Source organism: Actinomyces oricola (assembly GCF_004104015.1).
Lineage (GTDB): Bacteria > Actinomycetota > Actinomycetes > Actinomycetales > Actinomycetaceae > Actinomyces > Actinomyces oricola.
Map to the genome: position 1 here is coordinate 121,453 of NZ_RYFV01000001.1, position 19,443 is coordinate 140,895.

Genomic DNA, 19,443 nt, shown 5'->3' on the forward strand with positions numbered 1-19,443 from the left:
CGGGGCAACCTGCCTGCTGCCCGAGGCTGCGACGTAGAGCCGCCGTAGAGTCCCGGGTCAAAAACGCTCTGGATAGCCCCATCCGGGGGCGGTGATCTCATCCAGGGCGTGACGGATCTGGGGTGGCAGGGCGAGGTCCTCGGCGGCCAGGGCGCCTCGCAACTGGGAGGGGGTGCGCGCACCCACAATGGTGGAGGAGATGCCGGCGGCGTCGCGCGCCCAGGCCAGCGCCACCTCGACGGGCTTGCGGTCAAGGCCCACGGCGGCGGTGGCCACAGCCTCGACCACCCCCCGGTGGGCGGTGCCCAGGTAGGGGGCGACGTAGGAGCGCAGGTGGGGGGAGGCCGCCCGCGAGTCGGGGGGCGTGGAGGCCCGGTATTTGCCGGTGAGGATGCCGCGCCCCAGGGGGGCGTAGCCGATGACGCCGAAACCGAGGGCTTCGGCGGCGGGGACGAGCTCGCGCTCAATGCCGCGGGTCAACAGGGAGTGCTCAACCTCGACGGCCGCCATTCCGGGCCCCTGGGCGTCCACGTGCAGGAGGTTGGCGGTGTGAACAGTGGCCCAGGCCGGATGGTTGGACAGGCCCACGTAGCGGGTGCGTCCACTGGCCACGGCCAGGCGCAGGGCGTGGGCCGTCTCCTCCAAGGGCGTGGTGGGGTCGGGGACCTGGACCAGCCACAGGTCGAGGTGGTCGGTGCGCAGGCGGGCCAGGGAGGAGTCCAGGGCGTCCAGGAGGGTGCCGCGTGAGGCGTCGGCGACGGTGGGCCGAGTGCCGGTGCGCCAGGTGCGGACGCCGGCCTTGGATATGAGAACAATGTCCTGCCTGTCAATGTGGTCGTGCAGCAGCCCGCCAATAACCTCTTCGCTGACACCTTCACAGTAGGAGGCGGCAGTGTCCAGCAGGGTACCGCCGGCGTCGAGGAAGACGTCGAGCTGCTCGCGAGCCTCGAGCTCATCGGTGTCACGGCCCCAGGTCATGGTGCCCAGGCCGACGCTAGACACGCGCAGGCCGGTACGTCCCAGTCTCCTGTGCTCCATGAGCCAACCGTAGAGCGATCAGAGGGCGGGGCGGCTCAGGCGGCGCTCGTCCGGCGCGCCGTGCCTCAAAGCCACCGTGCCAGTAGGTGCTCAGAGCACACGGGCGACGGTGTCAAAGGAATGCCGCTTACCACGGGGCCGGTAGGCGTCCTCGGTTCCATGGCCGACGTTGACAATAGCGATGCTCCGCCAGGGGCGGTCGGCGTGGAACTGCGCGTCAATGCCGGGCAGGTCAGCGCCGGTCATAACGCCGACATCGAGTCCTTCGGCCCGCAGGGTGACAATCAAGTACCCGAGCTGGAGGAGGGCTGAGTCATGGGCCATTGCGTAGCGGGTCTGTGGGGAGTCCGCGAGGAAATCCAGGACCCAGTCCGCTGCGTCCAGGTCCCGCATGGACTGGTGGACGTCCATGTCCGCGCTGGCCACAAGGGTCAAGGGGGCGCCGGCCACGGCCGGTCGGTTCGCCTCGGCCACAAGGGGGAGGAGTCGGTCACGGGCCTCCGGGGTGGCAATGAGGTCCAGGCGCAGGGGTTGGGAGTTAAAGGCGGTGGGGGCCCACCGGGCGTTGTTGTAGGCGCGGGCGACCTCCTCGACGGGAGCGGGCTCGTCGCGGAACGCCCGAGCGGTGCGGGCGGCGGCGAAAAGGGCCGCCATAGATTCCTGGTCAATACGGCTCTGGTCTGATGAGGTGCTCATGCCCGGGCAACCGCGGCGGGAACCGGGGTATTCCGGACTGTCATGAGATGGGCGACGCCGTCGGCGGGCAGGGGCGGGGTGTTTCCACCGAAGAGGGGGCAGTAGGCCTGGAAAGAGCACCAGTCGCACAGGCGGGAGCGGCGGGGGCGGAACGTCCCGCTGGTGGCGCATTCCTCGATCTCCTCCCAGATGCGAGTCACCTTGGCCTCGGTGGACTGGAGCTCGCCCAGGCACGGGTCGTGGGTCAGGATGCGACCATCCTTGAGGTAGACCAGTTGGAGGCGCGCCGGGGCGCGGCCGCGCAGGCGCCACAGAACCAGCCCGTAAAAACGCATCTGGAAAAGGGCTTCCTCCATAAAGCGGGGGCTGGGGGAGCGGCCGGTCTTATAGTCAACTACGCGCATGGCGCCGTCGGGAGCCACGTCGAGACGGTCAACGAATCCGCGCAGCAGGAGACCATCGGCCGTTTCCACCTGGACGAATAACTCACGCTCGGCAGGCTCCAGGCGGGTGGGGTTCTCCATGCGGAAGTAGGTGGTCACCAGATCGCGGGCTTCGGCGAGCCACGTGCGCTCCTGGTCGGCATCGGTGAACAGGTCCATGACCTGCGGGTTCTTCTCCTGGTGGGCCTGCCACTGGTCGGGCAGCATGCTCAGGGCGGCCTCGCAGGTTCGTTGGGCGGCGGGCAGGTCGTAAAGGCGCTCTAGGACGCCGTGGACCACGGTGCCCTTGTGGGTGGCCAGCGACCCCGGCTCAGGCAGCGCGTCCACGGCGCGCAGGCGGAACAGGAGCGGGCACTGCATAAAGTCCTTGGCCCGTGAGGGGGACAGGGCCGCCCGACGTCGCCCCGCTCGAGTTCCTCGACTTCCTTGGCCTCCTTGTCGCCCACCTCCCGGGCCAGTGGCGCGGGGCGCGCCGGCGGCGACCGGGGAGGAGCCGCCCCGGCCGGTCCCCCCAGCGGAGGTCGCAGCGTCCAGGTCAGGGAGGGCGGGCGTGTGGCTCATGGACACGACGCTACCGCCCACCCCCGGCACCGGGTGAAGCCAATCCACAGAAGGGCGCCACCGGGGGTGCTCAGAGCGGTCCTGTGGAGCGGAGCAGGAGGCACAGGCGCACGACGCCCTCGCGGTGGGAGCGCCGCCGTGGCGCGCCGCGGGGAGCAGTCCCCATGAGCCGGGCGCAGCGGTTGACGTCCTGACCGGAGGGCGGTGCTACGGTCGTTACGCGGTGCCTGGTCGCCTCCAGGCGCCAGGTGGTTCCAGTCGCGTCCTGACGGCGAGCCGCCCATCAGCGCACGCTGTCCTGACACCTCACCGCATGCAGCACCGGACAGGAGGCTGATACCAGTGGAGCAATCAATCCCTCACCTCCAGGAGACCACCGCCAGGCTCGAGCAGTCGCTGGGCCCCGACCACCCCGACACCCTCATGTCGCGCAACAACCTCGCCTCCGCCTACAAGCTGGCGGGCGACCTGGCTCAGGCCATTCCCCTGCTGGAGCGGACTTCGGCCGACTGCGAGCGGGTACTGGGCCCCGACCACCCCGACACCCTCATGTTGCGCAACAATCTTGCGGGTGCCTACGAGTCGGCCGGCAACGTGGCCCAGGCCACCACCCTGTTCGAGCGGACCCTGTTGGACGCCGAGAAGATCCTCGGTCCGGACCACCCCCACACCCTGACCTTGCGCAATAACCTTGCGGGTGCCTACGAGTCGGCCGGCAACGTGGCCCAGGCCACCGCCCTGTTCGAGCGGACCCTGTTGGACGCCGAGAAGATCCTCGGTCCGGACCACCCCCACACCGTAACCTTGCGCAACAATCTTGCCCGCGCCTACCGGGCAAGTGGTGACCTGGGCAAGACGATCCCCCTGCACGAGCGCAACCTGGTCGACCGCGAACGGGTGCTGGGCCCGGACCACCCCCACACCCTGACCACGCGCAATAGCCTCGCCCACGCCTACCGGGCGGTCGGCGACTTGAAGCGGGCCATCCCCCTGTATGAGCGGACCCTGACGGACCGCAAACGGGTGCTGGGCCCGGACCACCCTGACACCCTCATGTCGCGCAACAACCTGGCTTACGCCTACCAGAGCGCCGGCCAACTGGACCGGGCCATCCCCTTGTACCAACGGGCCTTGGCTGATATCGAACGCATCCTCGGCCCCGGCCACCCCAACACGCTCATGACGCGCAATAACCTCGCGGGCGCCTACGAGTCGGCCGGTGACCTGGGTCAGGCGGTGCCCCTGTATGAGCGGACCCTCAGGGACTGTGAGCGCCACCTGAGCCCGGGCCACCCCATCGCCGACACTGTGCGCTCCAACCTGGAGCACGCCCGCCGGGTCCAGGGCCGGCAGGCGCCACCAGACCTTGTCCACGGCCAGGTCCAGTGACTAACCGGCGCCACCGCCGTCCCCTCACTTGTCTCTCCACTGTTCCTTCACTGCCCCGTCACTGCCCCGTCGGGCGGGCGCCGGAGCCCGTCCCCGCCCCGCGCCAATGAGGCGCAATCATGCCGGGCGGGCGGTGTCATCGGCCGGCTCAGGGCAGGGCCTTGACCGCGCGAATGGCGGCCACCGCACGGGGGAAGCCGATGTAGGGGAAGCAGTGGATGAGGGCGGCCACAACCTCCTCCTTGGAGTTGCCCACCTGCATGCAGGCGCGTGCATGGGGGCCGAGCTGGGCTGAGGTGTCCCCAATGGTCGCCAGGGCGCACAGGGCCAGCAGCTCACGCTGAGCCAGGGTCAGGCCGCCGCGGGTGTAGAAGTCACCGAAGCAGAACTCGGTGAGGAATCGGGGCAGCGCCTCGTTGAAGGGTTCAGGCAGGTCGGCGAGATTGTCTTTAATCTCCTCGCCGTACAACGGCGCCTGCCCCGCCAGACCCCGCTCGTAGCGCTCGGCGTCCCTGACACCGCCCTGGTCGGGCAGCGGCAGGGTGATGCCGTAGTCACGGAAGACCTTGTTCACGGCGCCCACGGCGTTCAGGGTGCGGGGGAATCCGATGAATGGGGCGAGCTGGTAGATCGCCTCCCGGATCTGTACCGGGGTCACGCCCACATTGAGCGCCGCCCTCGTGTGGGCGCCCAGCTGGGGGAGGGTTTGCATACAGGCCAAGACCGTCACCGTGATGAGTTCACGGGCCTGGTCGTCCAGGGTGCCGACGTGGAAAACGTCGCCGAAGATGAAGCCCCGTAGAATCTCCATGAGTTCGGGATCCTCCTCCGGGGCGCCGGGGTCACGGCGCCCAAAAAGACGCTCATAGGTGGCCTCGGCGCGGGCGCGGCGCGTGAGGTCCTGGTTGTGGTTCTCATCCGAAAGAGCACTCATGGTCTTTCCTCTCAAACGTGCCTTGTAGCCTTCGTGGCCGCTGGCGCCCCGCGGCGCCCCTGCCACAGTACCGTTGCGGGCCTGATGGCAGCCGTGGTTCAGTCCGGCCCGCTAGGCTCACGCCCATGTCTACTGCCTCCCCGGCTCGCAGCGGCGAGTGGGTGCTGGGTCGCGTTGGCGGAGCACCCGTCGTTGTCGCCCCGACCTCGCTGCTCCTGGGCCTACTCATTGCCGCCTCCTGGTACCCGGTGGTCTCCTCCGTCCTATCGCCGTCTGGAACCTTTATCGTCCTGGGCACGGTTGTGGGCACGGTGCTGGGGGTGGCCGCCTCGATCCTGGCCCACGAACTCGCCCACGGCCTGAGCGGCACACTTCTGGGTCGCAGGCCGGTGCGCTATGAGCTCCACCTGCTTGGTGGGCGCACCTCCTTCGGGCCGACCAATGCGTGGGCGCCCTGGAGAGACGTCGTCACCTCACTGGCCGGGCCCGCCACCAACGCCCTGATTTGGGCCGGCACCAACCGGCTCCTGGACTCCGTCGTCCTACCGGTCCCGATGTGGGTGGCCGTGTGGGCGATCAGCTGGGTCAACCTGGCCCTGGCCATCTTCAACGCCCTGCCCGGACTGCCCCTGGACGGTGGCCACGCCCTGGCCTCCCTCATCACCCAAGTCACCGGACGACGGCGCCTCGGCGAGCAGGTCGCCGCCTGGGGCGGGTTGCTGGTGGTCGCCGGCATGGCCTGGCTGTGGGTGCTGCGCCCACTGGTGCTCGACGGCCAGCAGCCCAGCACCTTCAACCTCATTCTGGTCGTAATGGTTGACTGGTCCATTGGTTCCACCTGCTGGGGCGTGCTGGGGCTTGGCCGGGGGGCCCGTGCCGCCGCCGCCCTGGATCTGCGCGATCTGGCCCGGCCTGTGGCCGCCGTCGATACGGCGATGCCGGTGGCGCGGGTGCGCGAACTACTGGAGTCCGGAACCGCCCTGGTGCTGGTCTCCCAGGCGGGGCAGGTGCTCGGGGCCATTGACGCCATCGACCTCGACACCCTGGGTCTGGCCGATGAGACCGCCGCTACCGCGGGGCAGGTGTGCACGGTCGTGCCGGCCGCGGCTTTCTCCACCCAGCTCACCGGCCAGGGAGCCGCCGCCGCGCTCAAACGGGCCCGGGGGGTGTCCCGCTGGCTGGTGCTCCTGGAGGCCGGGCGCCTCACCGGCGCCGTGCCCACAGGGGCGCGCTGAACCTCACCCGGCCCGCCATCGATCACCCATCGGTCACTCATCCGTCATCTATCCGTCGCCTATCCGTCGTCACAGAGCGTCAGCGGGGCCTATGGGCCCGGCGCCCATGGCGGGGGGCGCACCACCGGGGCCGCGAGTCTCGGCGAGGACCGGAGGCCCCTGGAGGCCATAGACTCGCGCGCGATGACCCACTCCACCTCCGCTGGCGCCACCCCCATGAACAATGACGCCCCGGCGCCCCCGCCCCGCCACCTCACCCAGGAGACGCTGGGCCAGGCGGGCCGCCGGGGCCCGCTGCGCTACGGCGAGCGCGTCCAGGTCACCGACTCCAAGGGCCGCAAGCACACCTTCGTCCTAGATGAGCGCGGCTACTTCCAGTCGGTGCGCGGCTCCTTCCATCACCGCGAGGTGGTGGGCCTTCAGGAGGGGACGGTCATCACCACCGAGACCGGTCACGAACTCCTTCTGCTGCGCCCTCTACTGGCCGACTATGTGCTGTCCATGCCGCGCGGCGCCCAGGTGGTCTACGCCAAGGATTCCGGTCAGGTTATCGCCCTGGGTGATATTTTCCCCGGTGCCCGCGTCCTGGAGGCCGGGGTCGGTTCCGGGGCCCTGACCATGAGCCTGCTGTCGGCCATTGGTGAGGGCGGCCACCTGCTGTCTATTGAGCGGCGCGAGGACTTCGCCCAGATCGCCGCCTCTAATGTCGACTCCTGGTTCGGCGGGCACCATCCTGCCTGGGAACTGCGCACCGGCGACTTCGCTCATGTCGTGGCCGCGCACGTGGGGGCTGCGTCTATCGACCGGGTGGTCCTGGACATGCTCGCCCCGTGGGAGAACATTGGGGCCTCCGCACGGGCCCTGGTCCCCGGAGGCGTCTTCATCGCCTACGTGGCCACCGTCACCCAGCTCTCCCGCACCGTGGAGGCCCTGCGACACTCGGGACTGTTCACTGAACCCGAGTCCTGGGAGTCCATGGTGCGCACCTGGAAGGTCGATGGCCTGGCCGTTCGCCCCGACCACCGCATGGTTGCCCACACTGGTTTTCTGCTGTCTGCTCGCCGCTTGGCGGCGGGCTCGGCGCCCCCGACCCGCAAGCGCCCGCCGGCCCGCGGCGCCTATGACGAGGGCGGCTACTGGCTGCCCGAGGACGTGGGGGAGCGCACCAGTACCGACAGAAAGGTCCGCCGGGTTCTGCGCGACTGCCGTGCCAAGCAACCCGCGGATGCCACCGTGATCCGGGGAGGCGCCGATGACGCCGACCGGGCGGATCAGGCAGATCAGGAGGTGCCATGAGTGACTCTCACTCCCTGGGTATGCCCGCCCCCAGCTTCACCAGCCACCAGCTGCGCGAAGCCCGCGCCGAGGCCATCTCGCTGGCGGCCAAGAACGAGCGGCTGGTGGCGGCCCTGACCGCAGCGCGCGAACGTATTGCCGAGCTCGGCGCCCAACTCGACACTGTCACCCTCCCACCGGCCACCTTCGGCCTTCTCACCGGGATCCCAGAGGGGCGCGGCCCTGGCGCCCCAGGGCAGGGCGAGGCCGCCGGCGCCAGTCCTGGCCCCGGGGCCGGCCAGGGCCGCGGCTCAACCCCCGGGGCCGATGGCGCCCCGCAGGCCCCTAACGCCTCCCAACAAGCCGCCGGGGCCCTCGAGCCGCCGGCGCGGCCCCAGGAGGTCGACGTGTTCCTGGGCGGGCGCCCCATGCGCCTGGGCCTTCACCCGGCTCTGGAGGCCGCCGCGCTGCGCGTGGGGCAACTCGTGGCCGTCAACGACCAGATGCTCGTCGTTGACGCGCTGCCCGAGCCCGTCACCGGGGAGGCCATCACCCTCGACGAGGTCCTCGACGGCCACCGGGTCCTGGCCACCACCGGCTCAGGGGCCACCCGGGTCTTGTCGCTCGCCGACGCCCTGGATCCCGAATCTCTTCAGCCGGGCACCACTTTGGCCGCGGACCTGCGCGCCAATGTCGCCACCGCCATTATTGAGCGCACCAGCGTCGAGCAACTCGTCGTGGCGGAGACCCCCGACGTCTCCTGGGAGGACATTGGCGGCCTGGCCGAGCAGATCGAGGCCATCCGCGACGCCCTGGAACTGCCTTTCGCCCACCCCGACCTTTACCGCTCCTACAGCCTGCGCGCCCCCAAGGGGCTGCTCCTGTACGGTCCGCCGGGATGCGGCAAGACCCTGATCGCTAAAGCCGTAGCCACCTCCCTGGCCTCGGCCGGCCGCGGCCCCGGGCAGGGGCGCAGCGCCGCCTTCCTCAATATCAAGGGCCCCGAACTGCTCAGCAAGTTCGTTGGCGAGACTGAGCGGCAGATCCGCGCCATCTTCGAGCAGGCCCGCAAGGTCGCCGCCGAGGACCGGCCAGTGGTGGTCTTCTTCGATGAGATGGAGGCCCTGTTCCGCACCCGCGGCACCGGGGTGTCCAGTGACGTCGAGACCATGATCGTGCCCCAGGTCCTGGCCGAGATCGACGGCGTGGAGTCCCTGCGCAATGTTGTCATTATTGGCGCCTCCAACCGTGAGGACATGATCGACCCGGCGATTCTGCGCCCCGGCCGCCTGGACGTGAAGATCCGGGTGGGCCGCCCCGACGCCGACGGCGCCCTGGACATCCTCTCCCGCCACCTGACCGCCGAGCTGCCCCTGGATCCTGATGAGCTCGCCGCTCACGGCGGTGACCGTGAGGCCACCGCGCAGGCCGTGCGCCGCGCTGCCGTCGACGCCCTCTACGCCCGCACCCCGACCACGGGGGTCCTGGAGATCACCTACGCCTCCGGGCTATGCGAAACCCTCCACCTGGCCGACCTCGCCTCCGGGGCCATGCTCGCGGCGGTGGTGGCCCGCGCCAAGACCGCCGCCATCAAGGACGAGCTCGCCGGCGGGCCCGGCGGACTGTCCACCCCCCGGATTCTGGCCGCGGTGGCCGCTGAGGCGCAGGCGAACGAGGAGATCGCGGGAGCGACCACACCTGAAGGCTGGGCGCGCGTCACCGGCCACCACAGCGAGCCCGTGCGCACCGTGCGGCGGCTGACCCCCGCGCTCGCCCCGGGGGGCCGAAACCTCCATGGCCCTACGGCCTCCTCCCCTCCTGGTGCCAATGGCCGGTCGGGCCCGCCAGGACGGGGGAGAGCATGAGCGCGTACCTGCCCCTGGGCCCGGTGACCCGACCCGTCGGCCTGGAGACCGAGTTCGGAATCCTGGAACCGGGAAACCCCTACGCCAACGCCGTGGCCATGGCCAGCCGCGTGGTTGACGCCTACGGCGAGATCTCACGCCCCGGCCTGCCCGGGGCGCCGGCAGTGCGCTGGGATTACGAGGGGGAGGACCCTCTGGCGGACCTGCGCGGTGGGCACCTGGAGCGCGCCAGCGCTCACCCCAGTCTTCTCACTGATAACCCGGCCCTGCCCGCCCCCTCCGGGCAGGAGCCCTGGCCCGCCCGGGAGGGCCCCCCGCCCGCGCCCTGGGGCGTCCGCCCCCGCCCCAGCGCCGCCGAGGCCGCCCTGCCGCGCGCCACCACCGCGGTACTCACCAATGGGGCGCGGTTCTATGTCGATCACGCCCACCCCGAATACTCCTCGCCGGAGACCCTCACCCCACGCGACGCCCTGGTGTGGGACCGTGCCGGGGAGGTGGTGGCCCGGCGCGCCATGCACGCCGCCCACCGCGACGCGTCCGGGGCGCCGCCCTGCGATGTCGTCCTCTACAAAAACAATGTCGACGGCAAGGGCGCCGCCTATGGTTCTCACGAGAACTACCTGGTGCGCCGTGATCTCCCCTTCGAATGCCTGGCCGCGGCCCTCATCCCCTTTCTGGCCACCCGCCCCGTCTACGCCGGCGCCGGGCGGGTGGGTATTGGCCGGCGCTCCGAAATCCCCGGCTTCCAGATCAGCCAACGAGCCGACTACGTGGGGTGCGACATAGGCCTGCAAACCACGTTCAACCGGCCCATCGTCAACACCCGCGACGAGCCCCATGCCGACGCCGCCCGCTTTCGTCGCCTCCATGTCATTAATGGGGACGCCAACCGCTTTGACGTTCCCATCTACCTCAAGGTCGCCGCCACCGACCTGCTCCTGTGGTATCTGGAGCGCGCCCACGACCGCGGTGAGGGCCGTGGCGCCCTGGCGGACCTGGAACTGACCCGCGACCCCGTCGAGGAGCACTGGGCGTTTTCCCGGGACACCACTTTGACCTACGAGCTGCCCACCGCCGGCGGCCCTATGACTGCACTGGCCATACAGCGCGCCCACCTGGAGGCGATCACCGGGGCGGTTGCCGCCGACTTCGGTGGCACTGACGCGGGCAGCGCCGGTGAGCGGGTCGCCGCCGCCCTGACCCTGTGGGAGGAGGTGATCACCGCCTTGGAGGCGCTGGCCGACGCGCCCGATGACCCGGCCGCCACGACGCGGGCCGCCGCCCTGGTGGAGTGGGTCGCCAAGCGCCAACTGTGCGAGGGTCTGCGCGCCCGGACGGGCTCGAGCTGGGAGGACGCCCGCCTGGCCGCCCTGGATATCCAGTGGGCCGACCTGCGTTCGGGAGCGAGCATTGTCGAGCGTCTCGACGCCGCCGGCAGGATCCGGCGCCTGTGCACCGACGCCGAGGTGGAGGCCGCCGCCGACATCCCGCCCACCGGGACCCGCGCGGCCATCCGGGGGGCGGCAGTGGCCGGCTGCCCGGCGGTGGTGGGCGCCTCGTGGAGCAGCCTGGTGCTCGACTCACCCGGGAATCCGGATCTAGTGCGTCTGAGCTTGCCCGACGGCGTTGTGGCCTCCACTAGTGAGATAGCCGCCATTCTGGAGGCGATTGGTCTGGGCGCGCCCTTGTGAGAGACACTGGTAAGACCATCTCCCACCTCCCGGCGCAGAAGACGAGCCCCTAATCCGAGGCTGAGTGCCTGAGGCGACAAGACGAGGACAGCACATGACACCGCAGAGCTCCCAGCAGGTCCACTCCGACGGCGGGTCTGAGGAGGACGCGCAGGCCGCCGGCGGCCAGGTCCAGGTCAGCGGCGTCGATGACATCCTCGATGAGATCGACGCCGTCCTGGAGACCAATGCCGCCGCTTTCGTCCAGGGTTTTGTCCAGAAGGGTGGCCAATGAGCAGACCCGGTCGGCGGCCCACAACCCGGCGCATTATTGGTATTGAAACCGAGTACGGCATTACCTGCGCCTCCACCACCGGAGGCCCGCCGCCCCTGGACGCTGACCACGCCGCCCGCCTGCTCTTCGAGCCCATTGTCCAGATGGGGCGCTCCTCTAACGTTTTCACCCGGGCGGGTGCGCGCCTCTACCTTGATGTGGGGAGTCACCCCGAGTTCGCCACCGCCGAGTGCGACCGGCTCGAGGACCTTCTGGCCCAGGACCGGGCCGGGGAGCTCACCATGGCGGACCTGGCGGCTACAGCCAACACCTACTTGGAGCAGGCCGGGATCCGTGGGCGCATCCACCTGCTCAAGAACAACCTTGATGCGGTCGGTGCCGGCTTCGGCTGTCACGAGAACTACCTTGTGCCTCGTCGCGGCAACTTCTGGAACGACGCCCGCACCCTCGTCCCGCACTTGGTGACCCGGCAAATCCTCGTCGGCGCCGGGCATATTCTGACCGGCAATCGTCAGGCCCCGGCCCGCTACGTCTTCTCCCAACGCGCCAACGACATGTGGGACGCCGTCTCCTCGGCCACCACACGCGCCCGACCCCTGATTAATACCCGCGATGAGCCGCACGCCGATGCCGAGCTCTACCGGCGCATGCACGTCATTGTCGGCGATTCCAATATCGCCCAGGGGTCGACCCTGCTCAAGACCGCCGCCATGGACCTGCTCCTGGACTACGTGGAGGCCGGCGGGAGCCTGACCGACCTCGCCCTGGCCGATCCCATGCGGGCCATCCGCGACACTTGTCACGACCTGAGCGGTACCGTCGCCCTGGAGCGCGCCGATGGGCGCACCATCACCCCCATTGAGCTCCAAGCCGAGCACTTGGAGCGGGTGCGCGCCCACGCCGAGGCGAACCTGGATCTCACTGAGCTACAGGCCGCCGCCCTGGACCTGTGGGAACGGGGCCTGGAGGCAGTGCGGTCCGGTGATCCGGCACTGGTGTCCACCGAACTCGACTGGGCGGCCAAGCACCGCATCCTCACTCGCTACGCCGAACGCTCCGGCTGCGAACTCGACGACCCGCGGGTCACCCGCCTGGCCCTGGCCTACCACGACGTCTCTGCCGACCAGGGGCTGCGCACCCGTCTGGAGGCTACCGGGCTGCTGCGCCGCTTTGTGGACGAGAAGGCCGCCACAGCAGCACGAACAACGCCACCGGCCACGACCCGGGCCCACCTGCGCGGCACCGTGGTCGGACGCGCCCAAGACCTGCGCCGCGACCTGACCGTCGACTGGGTCAATCTGAAGCTCGACGACGGGAAGAGCTCCCCCGTGGCCCTGCGCGACCCCTTCGCCGCACTCGATCCGCGCGTCAATGAGATCCTTGAGGCCATGGAGACCGGGGCGGCGCACGCCGCCACGCAAATGCCGGCAGGGATCTGAGGGGATCGCAGGAGGTATGAGCATGGGTGAGCACACCGCGTCCACCGGTGCGTCACAGGGGCGATCCCTTACGCGCCGTCAGCGCCGCGAGCTTGAGCGCTCCAAGCAGATCCCCGCCGTTGAAGCGGAGGCGCCGGACAACCCGGCGTCGTCTTCGGGGCCGGCGGCGCCACCGGGGCCCTTCTCCGGTGAGCGGCCCGCCTTCCCGCCCCTGCACGCGTTCGCAGATCCGCAAGCCCCCTCCGGGCCCGCGCCGTCGCCCCCCAGGCGCAGCCTGTCAGCGCCCGCGCCCCCCGAGGCACCGGACTCCGCCCCCCCGCCCAGGCGGGCCGCTTCAGCATCCTCGCCCAGGCGGGCCACCTCCGCCCCCTCGCCCAGGCGAGCCGCCTCCGCACCTTCCCCGGCGGCCTCCGAGCCACCGGCGGCACCCCGCGAGCCGCGTGAACCACCGGCGACCACCGGCGCTCAGCGCGCTATTGGCGCCACCCTGGGCCGGCCACGACCTCGAGGCCATGCAGCCCTGGTGCTGTCCATTATGGTGGCCCTGGCTATTGTCCTGGTGCCGGTGATTATTGTGCGCATGATCGGGCAGTCGGCGAATGTCGCAGTCCTGGCAGCGGACGCACCATTGAGTTCGGTCATGGAGGTGGCCGGGCGAGTTGGGGCGACCCCGGTCGTCTCCCTCAAGGGGCGACTCGCCCCCGCCTCCACAGTCACCGTTGACGTCCTCGTTGAGGGCGGGGGCCGCGAGTTGGCCACCGGGGACGCCGTGCTGCTGTCCGTCGCGGTCTTCTCGGGGACGGACGGTGCAAACCTGACGGGCACGGCCTCCGGCACACGGATCTACCGGGGCAGCCTCAGTGCGGAGAACCTGGGGGACACCCTGGCGAATGCGGTCACCGGTGCAACGGAGGGGACCCGCGTGGTCCTGCGTGCGCCGGTGACCATGAACAATGGGCAGCACGCCACTGAGATCACGGTTGTTGATGTACTGCCCACCATTGCCCAGGGCCAGGAGGTGACCGCCGACCCTGCTATGCCCGCGGTCTCCATGGGGGAGGATGAGCAGGTCGCGATCTCGGTGGCGGGCCTGCCGGTGCCCACGCGTTCCAGCGCCGCCTTCCTCATTCAGGGCAACGGGGCCCAGGTCACCGCCGACTCCACCGTCATCGCCCGCTACGCCACGGTGAGCTGGGCGGATGGCACCGTGCGTGCGAGCACCTACGGGGCCACAACCGTTCCCACCACCATCAATATGGCCGACACCATGTCCGGCATCGCCGAGCACCTTGTAGACGTCCCAGTGGGCAGCCGTGTCGTCCTCGCCCTGCCCGCGGACCAGGCCCGCGGCGACGAGGCCATGGCGGTGGTCATTGATGTGCTCGCCATCGCTGACGCCTCCGACCTGGCCCCTGCCAGCGGGGACCCGCGTGTAGCGGTCACGCCCAACGCCGCATCCTGACCCTATTCCGACCATCGCCGGGCCCCGGCATAGGCCCGGCATAGGCGGCCCCGGTACAGATAGACGGCGCGGCTCGGCGCCCCGCCGTCAATGGGGCGCCGGCTCAGTCGGGGACGATGACAGCGCCCGGCGTGTAGGCAGAAACGCCCTGCCAGGATCGTGCAACCCCCGCCTCCTGACGCTCCCAGGAAGAAACGTCCCAGTCGTAGCCGTCGCGCTCCACTACCCGGGCGTGACGCAGGGGCGCCGGCGCGCACACGAGCACCCGCAGCACTATGAGATGCCCCAGATCCTGGGCCGCCGCGGCCAATGCCCCGCAACCCTCGACAATAAGGACGCCCCCGGCGGGCAGCGCCATGCAGTGCACGGGGCCCGGCCGCATGGCCCTCCAATCCCACGTCCGCAGCCGCGCAACCTCACCGCGGTCCATGGCCGCCAGGGCCTGGCGACACTCTTGGACGCCGTCGGCGAGTCGGTCCCAGCCGGGGACCAGCGCCTCGACCTCCAGGAGCTCCGTCCGCAGGTCGGCCAGCGCCTCGACCAGCTGGTGCGCCAGCCACGACTTGCCCGAGCCGGTCATGCCGTCCACAGCCACGACCAGCCCGCGGGCCGGAAGCACCTGCGGCTCAGGGGCGCGCAGGGCGGTGCGCACTGCCCGCCCCAGGACCGCCGCCGCGTCCCCGGCAGAGATCCTCTGTGCTGGAGTCATGGCCCCAGGCTAGAGGGCGTGGGCGTGGCGCGCTGCCGGCTCCGGGCGCGCCGAAGCGTTCGGCATCGCACGGCCGAGGCGTTCGGGGCCCGCCCCGCGCTAGTCTGGCGGAGTTCTCGCCCGCTTCCGGCGGGCGCACGCCCGAACCCAGGAGCCCCCACATGAGCGTCGCCATCCGCGTCATCCCCTGCCTCGACGTCAAGGACGGACGCGTGGTCAAGGGCGTCAACTTCAAGGGCCTGCGCGACGCGGGGGACCCCGTCGAGCTCGCCCGACGCTACGACGCCCAGGGCGCCGACGAAATCACCTTCCTCGATGTTTCCGCCTCCTCCGAGGGGCGCGCCACCATGATGGACGTCGTCTCGGCTACTGCGGAGCAGGTCTTCGTGCCGCTGACCGTGGGCGGGGGAGTGCGCAGCGTCGAGGACGTCGACCGGCTCCTGCGCGCCGGAGCGGACAAGGTGGGTATCAACACTGCGGCACTCGCCCGCCCTGAGCTCCTGGCTGAGGTCGCCGGGCGTTTCGGCAGTCAGGTCGTGGTTCTCTCCGTGGACGCGCGCCGCTGCCCGGAGGGGGTGACGACACCTTCCGGCTATGAAGTCACCACCCATGGCGGGACCCGCTCCACGGGCCTTGACGCCGTGGCCTGGGCGGCACGGGCCGCCGAGCTGGGCGTCGGGGAGATCCTGCTGAACTCCATGGATGCTGACGGCGTCACCGGCGGCTTCGATCTGCAGATGCTTGACGATGTGCGCCGCGAGGTACATGTGCCCCTTATCGCCTCCGGGGGCGCGGGACGACCCGAGGACTTCGCCGCCGCCGCCGACCATGGCGCGGACGCGGTGCTGGCCGCCAGTGTCTTCCACTACGGCACCATGACCATCAGCCAGGCGAAGAAGGCCCTACGTGATGCCGGACACCCGGTGCGCTAGGCGGGTAACGTCCTGCCGCGTTTTGCGGAAAGATACGGGGAGTACTCCCCATCTTCTGTGCGGCCTCGTGCACTAGGGGCAGGAGACTGGTGTGTAGGGTGTGTCTGGCCATGTGCAAGGGAACACCATGAGACGGTACCCTCACCGCAGGTGGCGTGTCGCCGTATGTCCGGTGTTCCACCCGGCTCCCTCAACCAACTGACAGGAAGCACGACTATGACAAGCTATGACCCGAACCAGAATCCCTATGGCGGCCAGGGCGGAGACCCGAACGCCTACCCTCAGGGCGCCGGCGGCATGTACGCCCCCGGCGTGAGCCCCTTCACCCAGTCCACCGAGAAGAACAGCCTGGGCGGATGGGCCCTGGGGCTGGGCATTGCCAGTATCGTGTGCTGCGGCCTCTTCACCGGCATCCCGGCCCTCATCTGCGGATTCATGGGCATGCAGGCCGCCAATGAGGGGCGCGCCACGAACAAGGGCATGGCCATCGCCGGCATGGTTCTGGGCGGACTTTCCATTGTGTGGACCATTATTGCGATCTCTTCGGGTCTACTCACCGGCATCCTCAACAGCGGTTCCTGACGGGTTCGGCCCTGCATGCGCAATGGCGCACTCCCCGATGCCACGGTCATGAGCCACCGGCCCCCGGGCCGGGCCCTCACCAAGGCGCTCATCGGTCTATCGCTAGTGCCAAGTGCCGCCCTCATTGTGCCGGGCCTGCTGCCCGCCACGGGGGCGCGCCCGGACCTGTGCATCCTGCACCGGGTGACCGGCATGTGGTGCCCCCTGTGCGGCGGCACCCGTGCCACTGGTGCGCTGCTGCGCGGCGATCTGACTGAAGCACTGGGCTACAACGCCTTCGCCCTGGTCACTGATGTGATCCTCGCGCTGGTGCTCTTGCGCTGGCTGCTCGCATGGCGCAGGGGCGGGAGCCGGGCACTGGTTTCACAGCGCGAGCTCATCGCCTACTGCGTCCTGGCGTCCACTTTCGCGGTCGTGCGCAACCTGCCGGGCATGTGGGTCTATCTTGGCCCCCTGCTCGGCCCCGCCGGTTGAAACACCGTCCCCGACCAGGCCGCGCAGGCCGACGTCGCCTGTTCCGGCGCCGCACTCCGGCGCCGGAACAGGCGACGTCGTCGTGTCACAATGCCCGCATGACTCCTGCCAGCGCCCCCACGGACACCCTCCCCGGGGAAGGCCCCCTGCCCGTTGAGCTCACCGAGCGTCTCAAACGCGACCCCCAAGGGCTGGTTTGCGCCGTCATTCAGCAGCATGACACCCGTGAGGTGCTCATGGTCGGGTGGATGGACGACGAGGCCCTGCGGCGCACCCTGACCCAGGGGCGCGTCACCTTCTGGTCCCGTTCCCGGGGCGAGTACTGGCGCAAGGGGGACACCTCCGGCCACTACCAGTACGTCAAGGCAGTCCACATGGACTGCGACGGCGACGCCCTGCTGGTCGAGGTGGACCAGGTGGGGGCTGCCTGCCATACCGGTGCGCGCACCTGCTTCCTGGCCGGCGGGGACCTGGGCGCCACTGTCGGGGAGCGGCCGGCCACGTCCTGAGAGCCCGGACCGCGGATTTGCCTCACGGCCCGCCCGCCGACGACGATGGCGTCATTGGCGCTAACGCGGAAGGTGCACGCATGATCGGTTTCGAGGACCTGACCCTCGCAGCGCGCGCGGCCGTCGCCGTCCGCGAGCAACTCGTCCCCCTGAGCGAGTTGCGCCGCCTGGTGCACAGTTGCCCCACCGCACAAGACGCCGCCGCCATTCTGCGCACCTCCGGCCGCGCAGTCTCCGTGATCGCAGAGGTCAAGCGGGCCACCGCCACCTTCGCAGACCTCTCAGGAGTCGGAGACCCCGGCGTCCTCGCCCGTTTCTACGAGGCCGGGGGCGCCGCCTGCGTTTCCGTGGTCACCGAGCCCTCACGGGCCCACGGCAGCCTGGCGGACCTCAATGCCGTGCGCGCCGCCGTCGAGGCCCCGGTCCTGGTTAACGACGTTATTGTCACCCCCTACCAAGTCCACGAGGCGCGCGCCCATGGTGCGGACCTGCTCACGCTCGACGCCCGCCTGGAGCCCATTGTGCTGGAGTCCCTGATTGAGCGCACCCACTCCCTGGGGATGCTCGCCGTGGTCGAGGCCCACTCCCGCCGGGAGGCGATTACGGCAGCGGAGTCGGGGGGACGGGCCATCGCCGTGGACGCCCGCGACCCCCGGACCCTGCGAGTGGACCGCTGCCGCTTCGAACAGGTTGCCGAGGTCCTGCCCCGGTCCATTATCCGTATCGCCGCGGGCGGCGTGCGCGGCCCTCACGACGTCATGCGCTACGCCCGCTCCGGGGCCGACGTGGTCCTCGTGGGTGAGGCCGTGATCCGCTCGGCCGACCCCCAGCGCTTCGTCGCCGAGCTCGTCGCCGCGGGCAGCCACCCGGCCCTCCTGCCCCCCGCCCACCGAGAGGTTCTTTGAGTGCCCACCATTCTCACCGCCGATCTCACCGCCGCCCTGGCCACGGCAATCGCCGGCCCGCGGCCGACCTCCCTGCCCAGCCCCTCGCAGGGGGTGTGGTACCTGGGTCCCATCCCACTGCGCGCCTACGCCCTGTGCATCCTGGCCGGGGTGGCCGTAGCCGTATGGTGGACCGACAAGCGCTACCGGGCCCGCGGGGGAGGGGCCGAGCAGGTTCTCGACGTCGCTCTCCTCTCCGTTCCCATTGGCATTCTGGGGGCGCGCGCCTACCACGTCATCACCTCCCCGGACGCCTACTTCGGGCCCGACGGCGACCCCGTGCGCATTGTGCAGATTTGGAACGGGGGCCTGGGCATCTGGGGAGGCGTCGCAGCGGGGCTGGCGGCCGCTGCCTGGCTGCTGCACCGTCGGCGTCTGCGCCCCGCCCCGCTCTTCGACGCCGCCGCCCCAGCCCTACTGGTGGCCCAAGCCATTGGGAGGGTGGGCAACTGGTTCAACCAGGAACTCTTCGGCGGCCCCACCACCCTGCCCTGGGGCCTGCAGATCGACGCCGCCCACCGGCCGAAGGGCTACGCGCCCGGCACCCTGTTCCACCCGACCTTCCTTTACGAGGCCCTGTGGAACCTGGCCGGCGCCGCGGCACTGGTGGCCTTGGACCGGCGCCTGCGCGCCCGGGGCGGAGCCAGTGGCGGACGGGTGCTGTGGGCCTACCTGGTGGTCTACACCCTGGGTCGGGTGTGGATCGAGGGCCTGCGGGTCGATGAGGCCCAGATTGTGCTGGGAGTGCGCCTCAATGTGTGGACCTCCATTTTGGTCATGGTGGTCGGCGTCATCGGCTTCCTGGTCACCTCACGCCGCGGCCCCAGCGACCAGATCCACCGCACCGCCCAGGATGCCCCGGCCCCTGGGGCGGGGGACCCCACCGCTCCGGCCCCCGGGGCGAAAGACACCTCCCACGAGACCGCCGACAGCGGGGAGAACCCGGTGACAACGCTCCCAACCTGAGACGATTGACGCCCGCCCCTCCTCA

Annotated in this window: 19 protein-coding genes; 14 read left to right on the forward strand and 5 right to left on the reverse strand. The window is 70.3% G+C overall.

Features of this window, described 5'->3' with window-relative positions:
- Nucleotides 1-57: 57 nt before the first annotated feature.
- From EUC46_RS00515 to EUC46_RS00525, 3 genes are all read right to left on the reverse strand, one after another.
- Complete coding sequence (locus EUC46_RS00515) at nt 58-1,038, reverse strand: aldo/keto reductase (RefSeq protein ID WP_128772239.1); 981 nt, start codon at nt 1,036-1,038, stop codon at nt 58-60.
- 90 nt (nt 1,039-1,128) lie between these two features.
- On the reverse strand, nt 1,129-1,734 hold the full coding sequence (locus EUC46_RS00520) for a malonic semialdehyde reductase (RefSeq protein ID WP_128772240.1): 606 nt from the start codon (nt 1,732-1,734) through the stop codon (nt 1,129-1,131).
- Nucleotides 1,731-2,738, reverse strand: a complete 1,008-nt coding sequence (locus tag EUC46_RS00525; protein ID WP_206645844.1) for a RecB family exonuclease — start codon at nt 2,736-2,738, stop codon at nt 1,731-1,733. Before EUC46_RS00525 ends, EUC46_RS00520 begins: the two co-directional genes overlap by 4 nt.
- A 342-nt stretch (nt 2,739-3,080) precedes the next feature.
- On the opposite strand from EUC46_RS00525, the gene EUC46_RS00530 reads away from it, so the two are divergent.
- Entirely contained in the window at nt 3,081-4,127 is a 1,047-nt protein-coding gene (locus EUC46_RS00530) for a tetratricopeptide repeat protein (RefSeq protein WP_206645845.1), read from the forward strand.
- Between the two features lie 148 nt (nt 4,128-4,275).
- Here the strand turns inward: EUC46_RS00530 and EUC46_RS00535 are convergent, their stop codons facing one another.
- Nucleotides 4,276-5,061 carry a carboxymuconolactone decarboxylase family protein gene (locus EUC46_RS00535; protein WP_128772242.1) on the reverse strand — a complete coding sequence of 262 codons (786 nt, stop codon included), beginning with the start codon at nt 5,059-5,061 and terminating at the stop codon, nt 4,276-4,278.
- A gap of 125 nt (nt 5,062-5,186) precedes the next feature.
- Here EUC46_RS00535 and EUC46_RS00540 point away from each other — a divergent pair, with 125 nt between their 5' ends.
- The 7 genes from EUC46_RS00540 (at nt 5,187) to EUC46_RS00570 (ending at nt 14,302) form a co-directional block, all read left to right on the forward strand.
- Nucleotides 5,187-6,296: a site-2 protease family protein gene (locus tag EUC46_RS00540; protein WP_128772243.1), complete on the forward strand. Its 1,110-nt coding sequence runs from the start codon at nt 5,187-5,189 to the stop codon at nt 6,294-6,296.
- A 216-nt stretch (nt 6,297-6,512) separates the two neighbouring features.
- On the forward strand, nt 6,513-7,592 hold the full coding sequence (locus EUC46_RS00545) for a tRNA (adenine-N1)-methyltransferase (protein ID WP_206645853.1): 1,080 nt from the start codon (nt 6,513-6,515) through the stop codon (nt 7,590-7,592).
- Nucleotides 7,589-9,436: a proteasome ATPase gene (gene arc / locus EUC46_RS00550; protein ID WP_128772245.1), complete on the forward strand. Its 1,848-nt coding sequence runs from the start codon at nt 7,589-7,591 to the stop codon at nt 9,434-9,436. The genes EUC46_RS00545 and arc overlap by 4 nt, the downstream gene beginning before the upstream one ends.
- Nucleotides 9,433-11,127, forward strand: a complete 1,695-nt coding sequence (locus EUC46_RS00555) for a proteasome accessory factor PafA2 family protein (protein ID WP_128772246.1) — start codon at nt 9,433-9,435, stop codon at nt 11,125-11,127. The genes arc and EUC46_RS00555 overlap by 4 nt, the downstream gene beginning before the upstream one ends.
- A gap of 94 nt (nt 11,128-11,221) precedes the next feature.
- Nucleotides 11,222-11,401 carry a ubiquitin-like protein Pup gene (locus EUC46_RS00560; protein ID WP_128772247.1) on the forward strand — a complete coding sequence of 60 codons (180 nt, stop codon included), beginning with the start codon at nt 11,222-11,224 and terminating at the stop codon, nt 11,399-11,401.
- Nucleotides 11,398-12,840 (forward strand): Pup--protein ligase, encoded by a 1,443-nt coding sequence (gene pafA / locus EUC46_RS00565; protein ID WP_128772248.1) that lies wholly within the window; start codon nt 11,398-11,400, stop codon nt 12,838-12,840. Before EUC46_RS00560 ends, pafA begins: the two co-directional genes overlap by 4 nt.
- Before the next feature lie 22 nt (nt 12,841-12,862).
- Nucleotides 12,863-14,302, forward strand: coding sequence for an FKBP-type peptidyl-prolyl cis-trans isomerase (locus EUC46_RS00570; protein WP_128772249.1), 1,440 nt, complete (start codon nt 12,863-12,865; stop codon nt 14,300-14,302).
- A 103-nt stretch (nt 14,303-14,405) separates the two neighbouring features.
- Here EUC46_RS00570 and EUC46_RS00575 read toward each other — a convergent pair whose 3' ends face one another.
- Complete coding sequence (locus EUC46_RS00575) at nt 14,406-15,011, reverse strand: nucleoside/nucleotide kinase family protein (RefSeq protein WP_128772250.1); 606 nt, start codon at nt 15,009-15,011, stop codon at nt 14,406-14,408.
- Nucleotides 15,012-15,172: 161 nt separating this feature from the next.
- Between EUC46_RS00575 and hisF the strand changes: the two genes are divergently transcribed.
- From hisF to lgt, 6 genes are all read left to right on the forward strand, one after another.
- Nucleotides 15,173-15,943: an imidazole glycerol phosphate synthase subunit HisF gene (gene hisF / locus EUC46_RS00580; RefSeq protein ID WP_128772251.1), complete on the forward strand. Its 771-nt coding sequence runs from the start codon at nt 15,173-15,175 to the stop codon at nt 15,941-15,943.
- 216 nt (nt 15,944-16,159) lie between these two features.
- Complete coding sequence (locus EUC46_RS00585; RefSeq protein WP_128772252.1) at nt 16,160-16,525, forward strand: DUF4190 domain-containing protein; 366 nt, start codon at nt 16,160-16,162, stop codon at nt 16,523-16,525.
- Between the two features lie 48 nt (nt 16,526-16,573).
- Nucleotides 16,574-16,999 carry a DUF2752 domain-containing protein gene (locus tag EUC46_RS00590; RefSeq protein WP_128772253.1) on the forward strand — a complete coding sequence of 142 codons (426 nt, stop codon included), beginning with the start codon at nt 16,574-16,576 and terminating at the stop codon, nt 16,997-16,999.
- A 98-nt stretch (nt 17,000-17,097) separates the two neighbouring features.
- Nucleotides 17,098-17,508 (forward strand): phosphoribosyl-AMP cyclohydrolase, encoded by a 411-nt coding sequence (gene hisI / locus EUC46_RS00595; protein ID WP_128772254.1) that lies wholly within the window; start codon nt 17,098-17,100, stop codon nt 17,506-17,508.
- 80 nt (nt 17,509-17,588) lie between these two features.
- Entirely contained in the window at nt 17,589-18,413 is an 825-nt protein-coding gene (locus EUC46_RS00600; protein WP_128772255.1) for an indole-3-glycerol phosphate synthase TrpC, read from the forward strand.
- A gap of 9 nt (nt 18,414-18,422) precedes the next feature.
- Complete coding sequence (lgt, locus tag EUC46_RS00605; protein WP_421700999.1) at nt 18,423-19,418, forward strand: prolipoprotein diacylglyceryl transferase; 996 nt, start codon at nt 18,423-18,425, stop codon at nt 19,416-19,418.
- Nucleotides 19,419-19,443: the final 25 nt, after the last annotated feature.

What these genes read in the sequence shown, in the direction of transcription:
- EUC46_RS00560 (WP_128772247.1), top strand. Translation starts at nt 11,222, where the DNA reads ATGACACCGCAGAGCTCCCAGCAGGTCCACTCCGACGGCGGGTCTGAG.
- EUC46_RS00570 (WP_128772249.1), top strand. Translation starts at nt 12,863, where the DNA reads ATGGGTGAGCACACCGCGTCCACCGGTGCGTCACAGGGGCGATCCCTT.
- EUC46_RS00575 (WP_128772250.1), bottom strand. Translation starts at nt 15,011, where the DNA reads ATGACTCCAGCACAGAGGATCTCTGCCGGGGACGCGGCGGCGGTCCTG.
- hisI (WP_128772254.1), top strand. Translation starts at nt 17,098, where the DNA reads ATGACTCCTGCCAGCGCCCCCACGGACACCCTCCCCGGGGAAGGCCCC.
- EUC46_RS00520 (WP_128772240.1), bottom strand. Translation starts at nt 1,734, where the DNA reads ATGAGCACCTCATCAGACCAGAGCCGTATTGACCAGGAATCTATGGCG.
- EUC46_RS00540 (WP_128772243.1), top strand. Translation starts at nt 5,187, where the DNA reads ATGTCTACTGCCTCCCCGGCTCGCAGCGGCGAGTGGGTGCTGGGTCGC.
- EUC46_RS00585 (WP_128772252.1), top strand. Translation starts at nt 16,160, where the DNA reads ATGACAAGCTATGACCCGAACCAGAATCCCTATGGCGGCCAGGGCGGA.
- arc (WP_128772245.1), top strand. Translation starts at nt 7,589, where the DNA reads ATGAGTGACTCTCACTCCCTGGGTATGCCCGCCCCCAGCTTCACCAGC.
- EUC46_RS00525 (WP_206645844.1), bottom strand. Translation starts at nt 2,738, where the DNA reads ATGAGCCACACGCCCGCCCTCCCTGACCTGGACGCTGCGACCTCCGCT.
- pafA (WP_128772248.1), top strand. Translation starts at nt 11,398, where the DNA reads ATGAGCAGACCCGGTCGGCGGCCCACAACCCGGCGCATTATTGGTATT.
- EUC46_RS00545 (WP_206645853.1), top strand. Translation starts at nt 6,513, where the DNA reads ATGAACAATGACGCCCCGGCGCCCCCGCCCCGCCACCTCACCCAGGAG.
- hisF (WP_128772251.1), top strand. Translation starts at nt 15,173, where the DNA reads ATGAGCGTCGCCATCCGCGTCATCCCCTGCCTCGACGTCAAGGACGGA.
- EUC46_RS00590 (WP_128772253.1), top strand. Translation starts at nt 16,574, where the DNA reads ATGAGCCACCGGCCCCCGGGCCGGGCCCTCACCAAGGCGCTCATCGGT.
- EUC46_RS00515 (WP_128772239.1), bottom strand. Translation starts at nt 1,038, where the DNA reads ATGGAGCACAGGAGACTGGGACGTACCGGCCTGCGCGTGTCTAGCGTC.
- EUC46_RS00535 (WP_128772242.1), bottom strand. Translation starts at nt 5,061, where the DNA reads ATGAGTGCTCTTTCGGATGAGAACCACAACCAGGACCTCACGCGCCGC.
- EUC46_RS00600 (WP_128772255.1), top strand. Translation starts at nt 17,589, where the DNA reads ATGATCGGTTTCGAGGACCTGACCCTCGCAGCGCGCGCGGCCGTCGCC.
- EUC46_RS00555 (WP_128772246.1), top strand. Translation starts at nt 9,433, where the DNA reads ATGAGCGCGTACCTGCCCCTGGGCCCGGTGACCCGACCCGTCGGCCTG.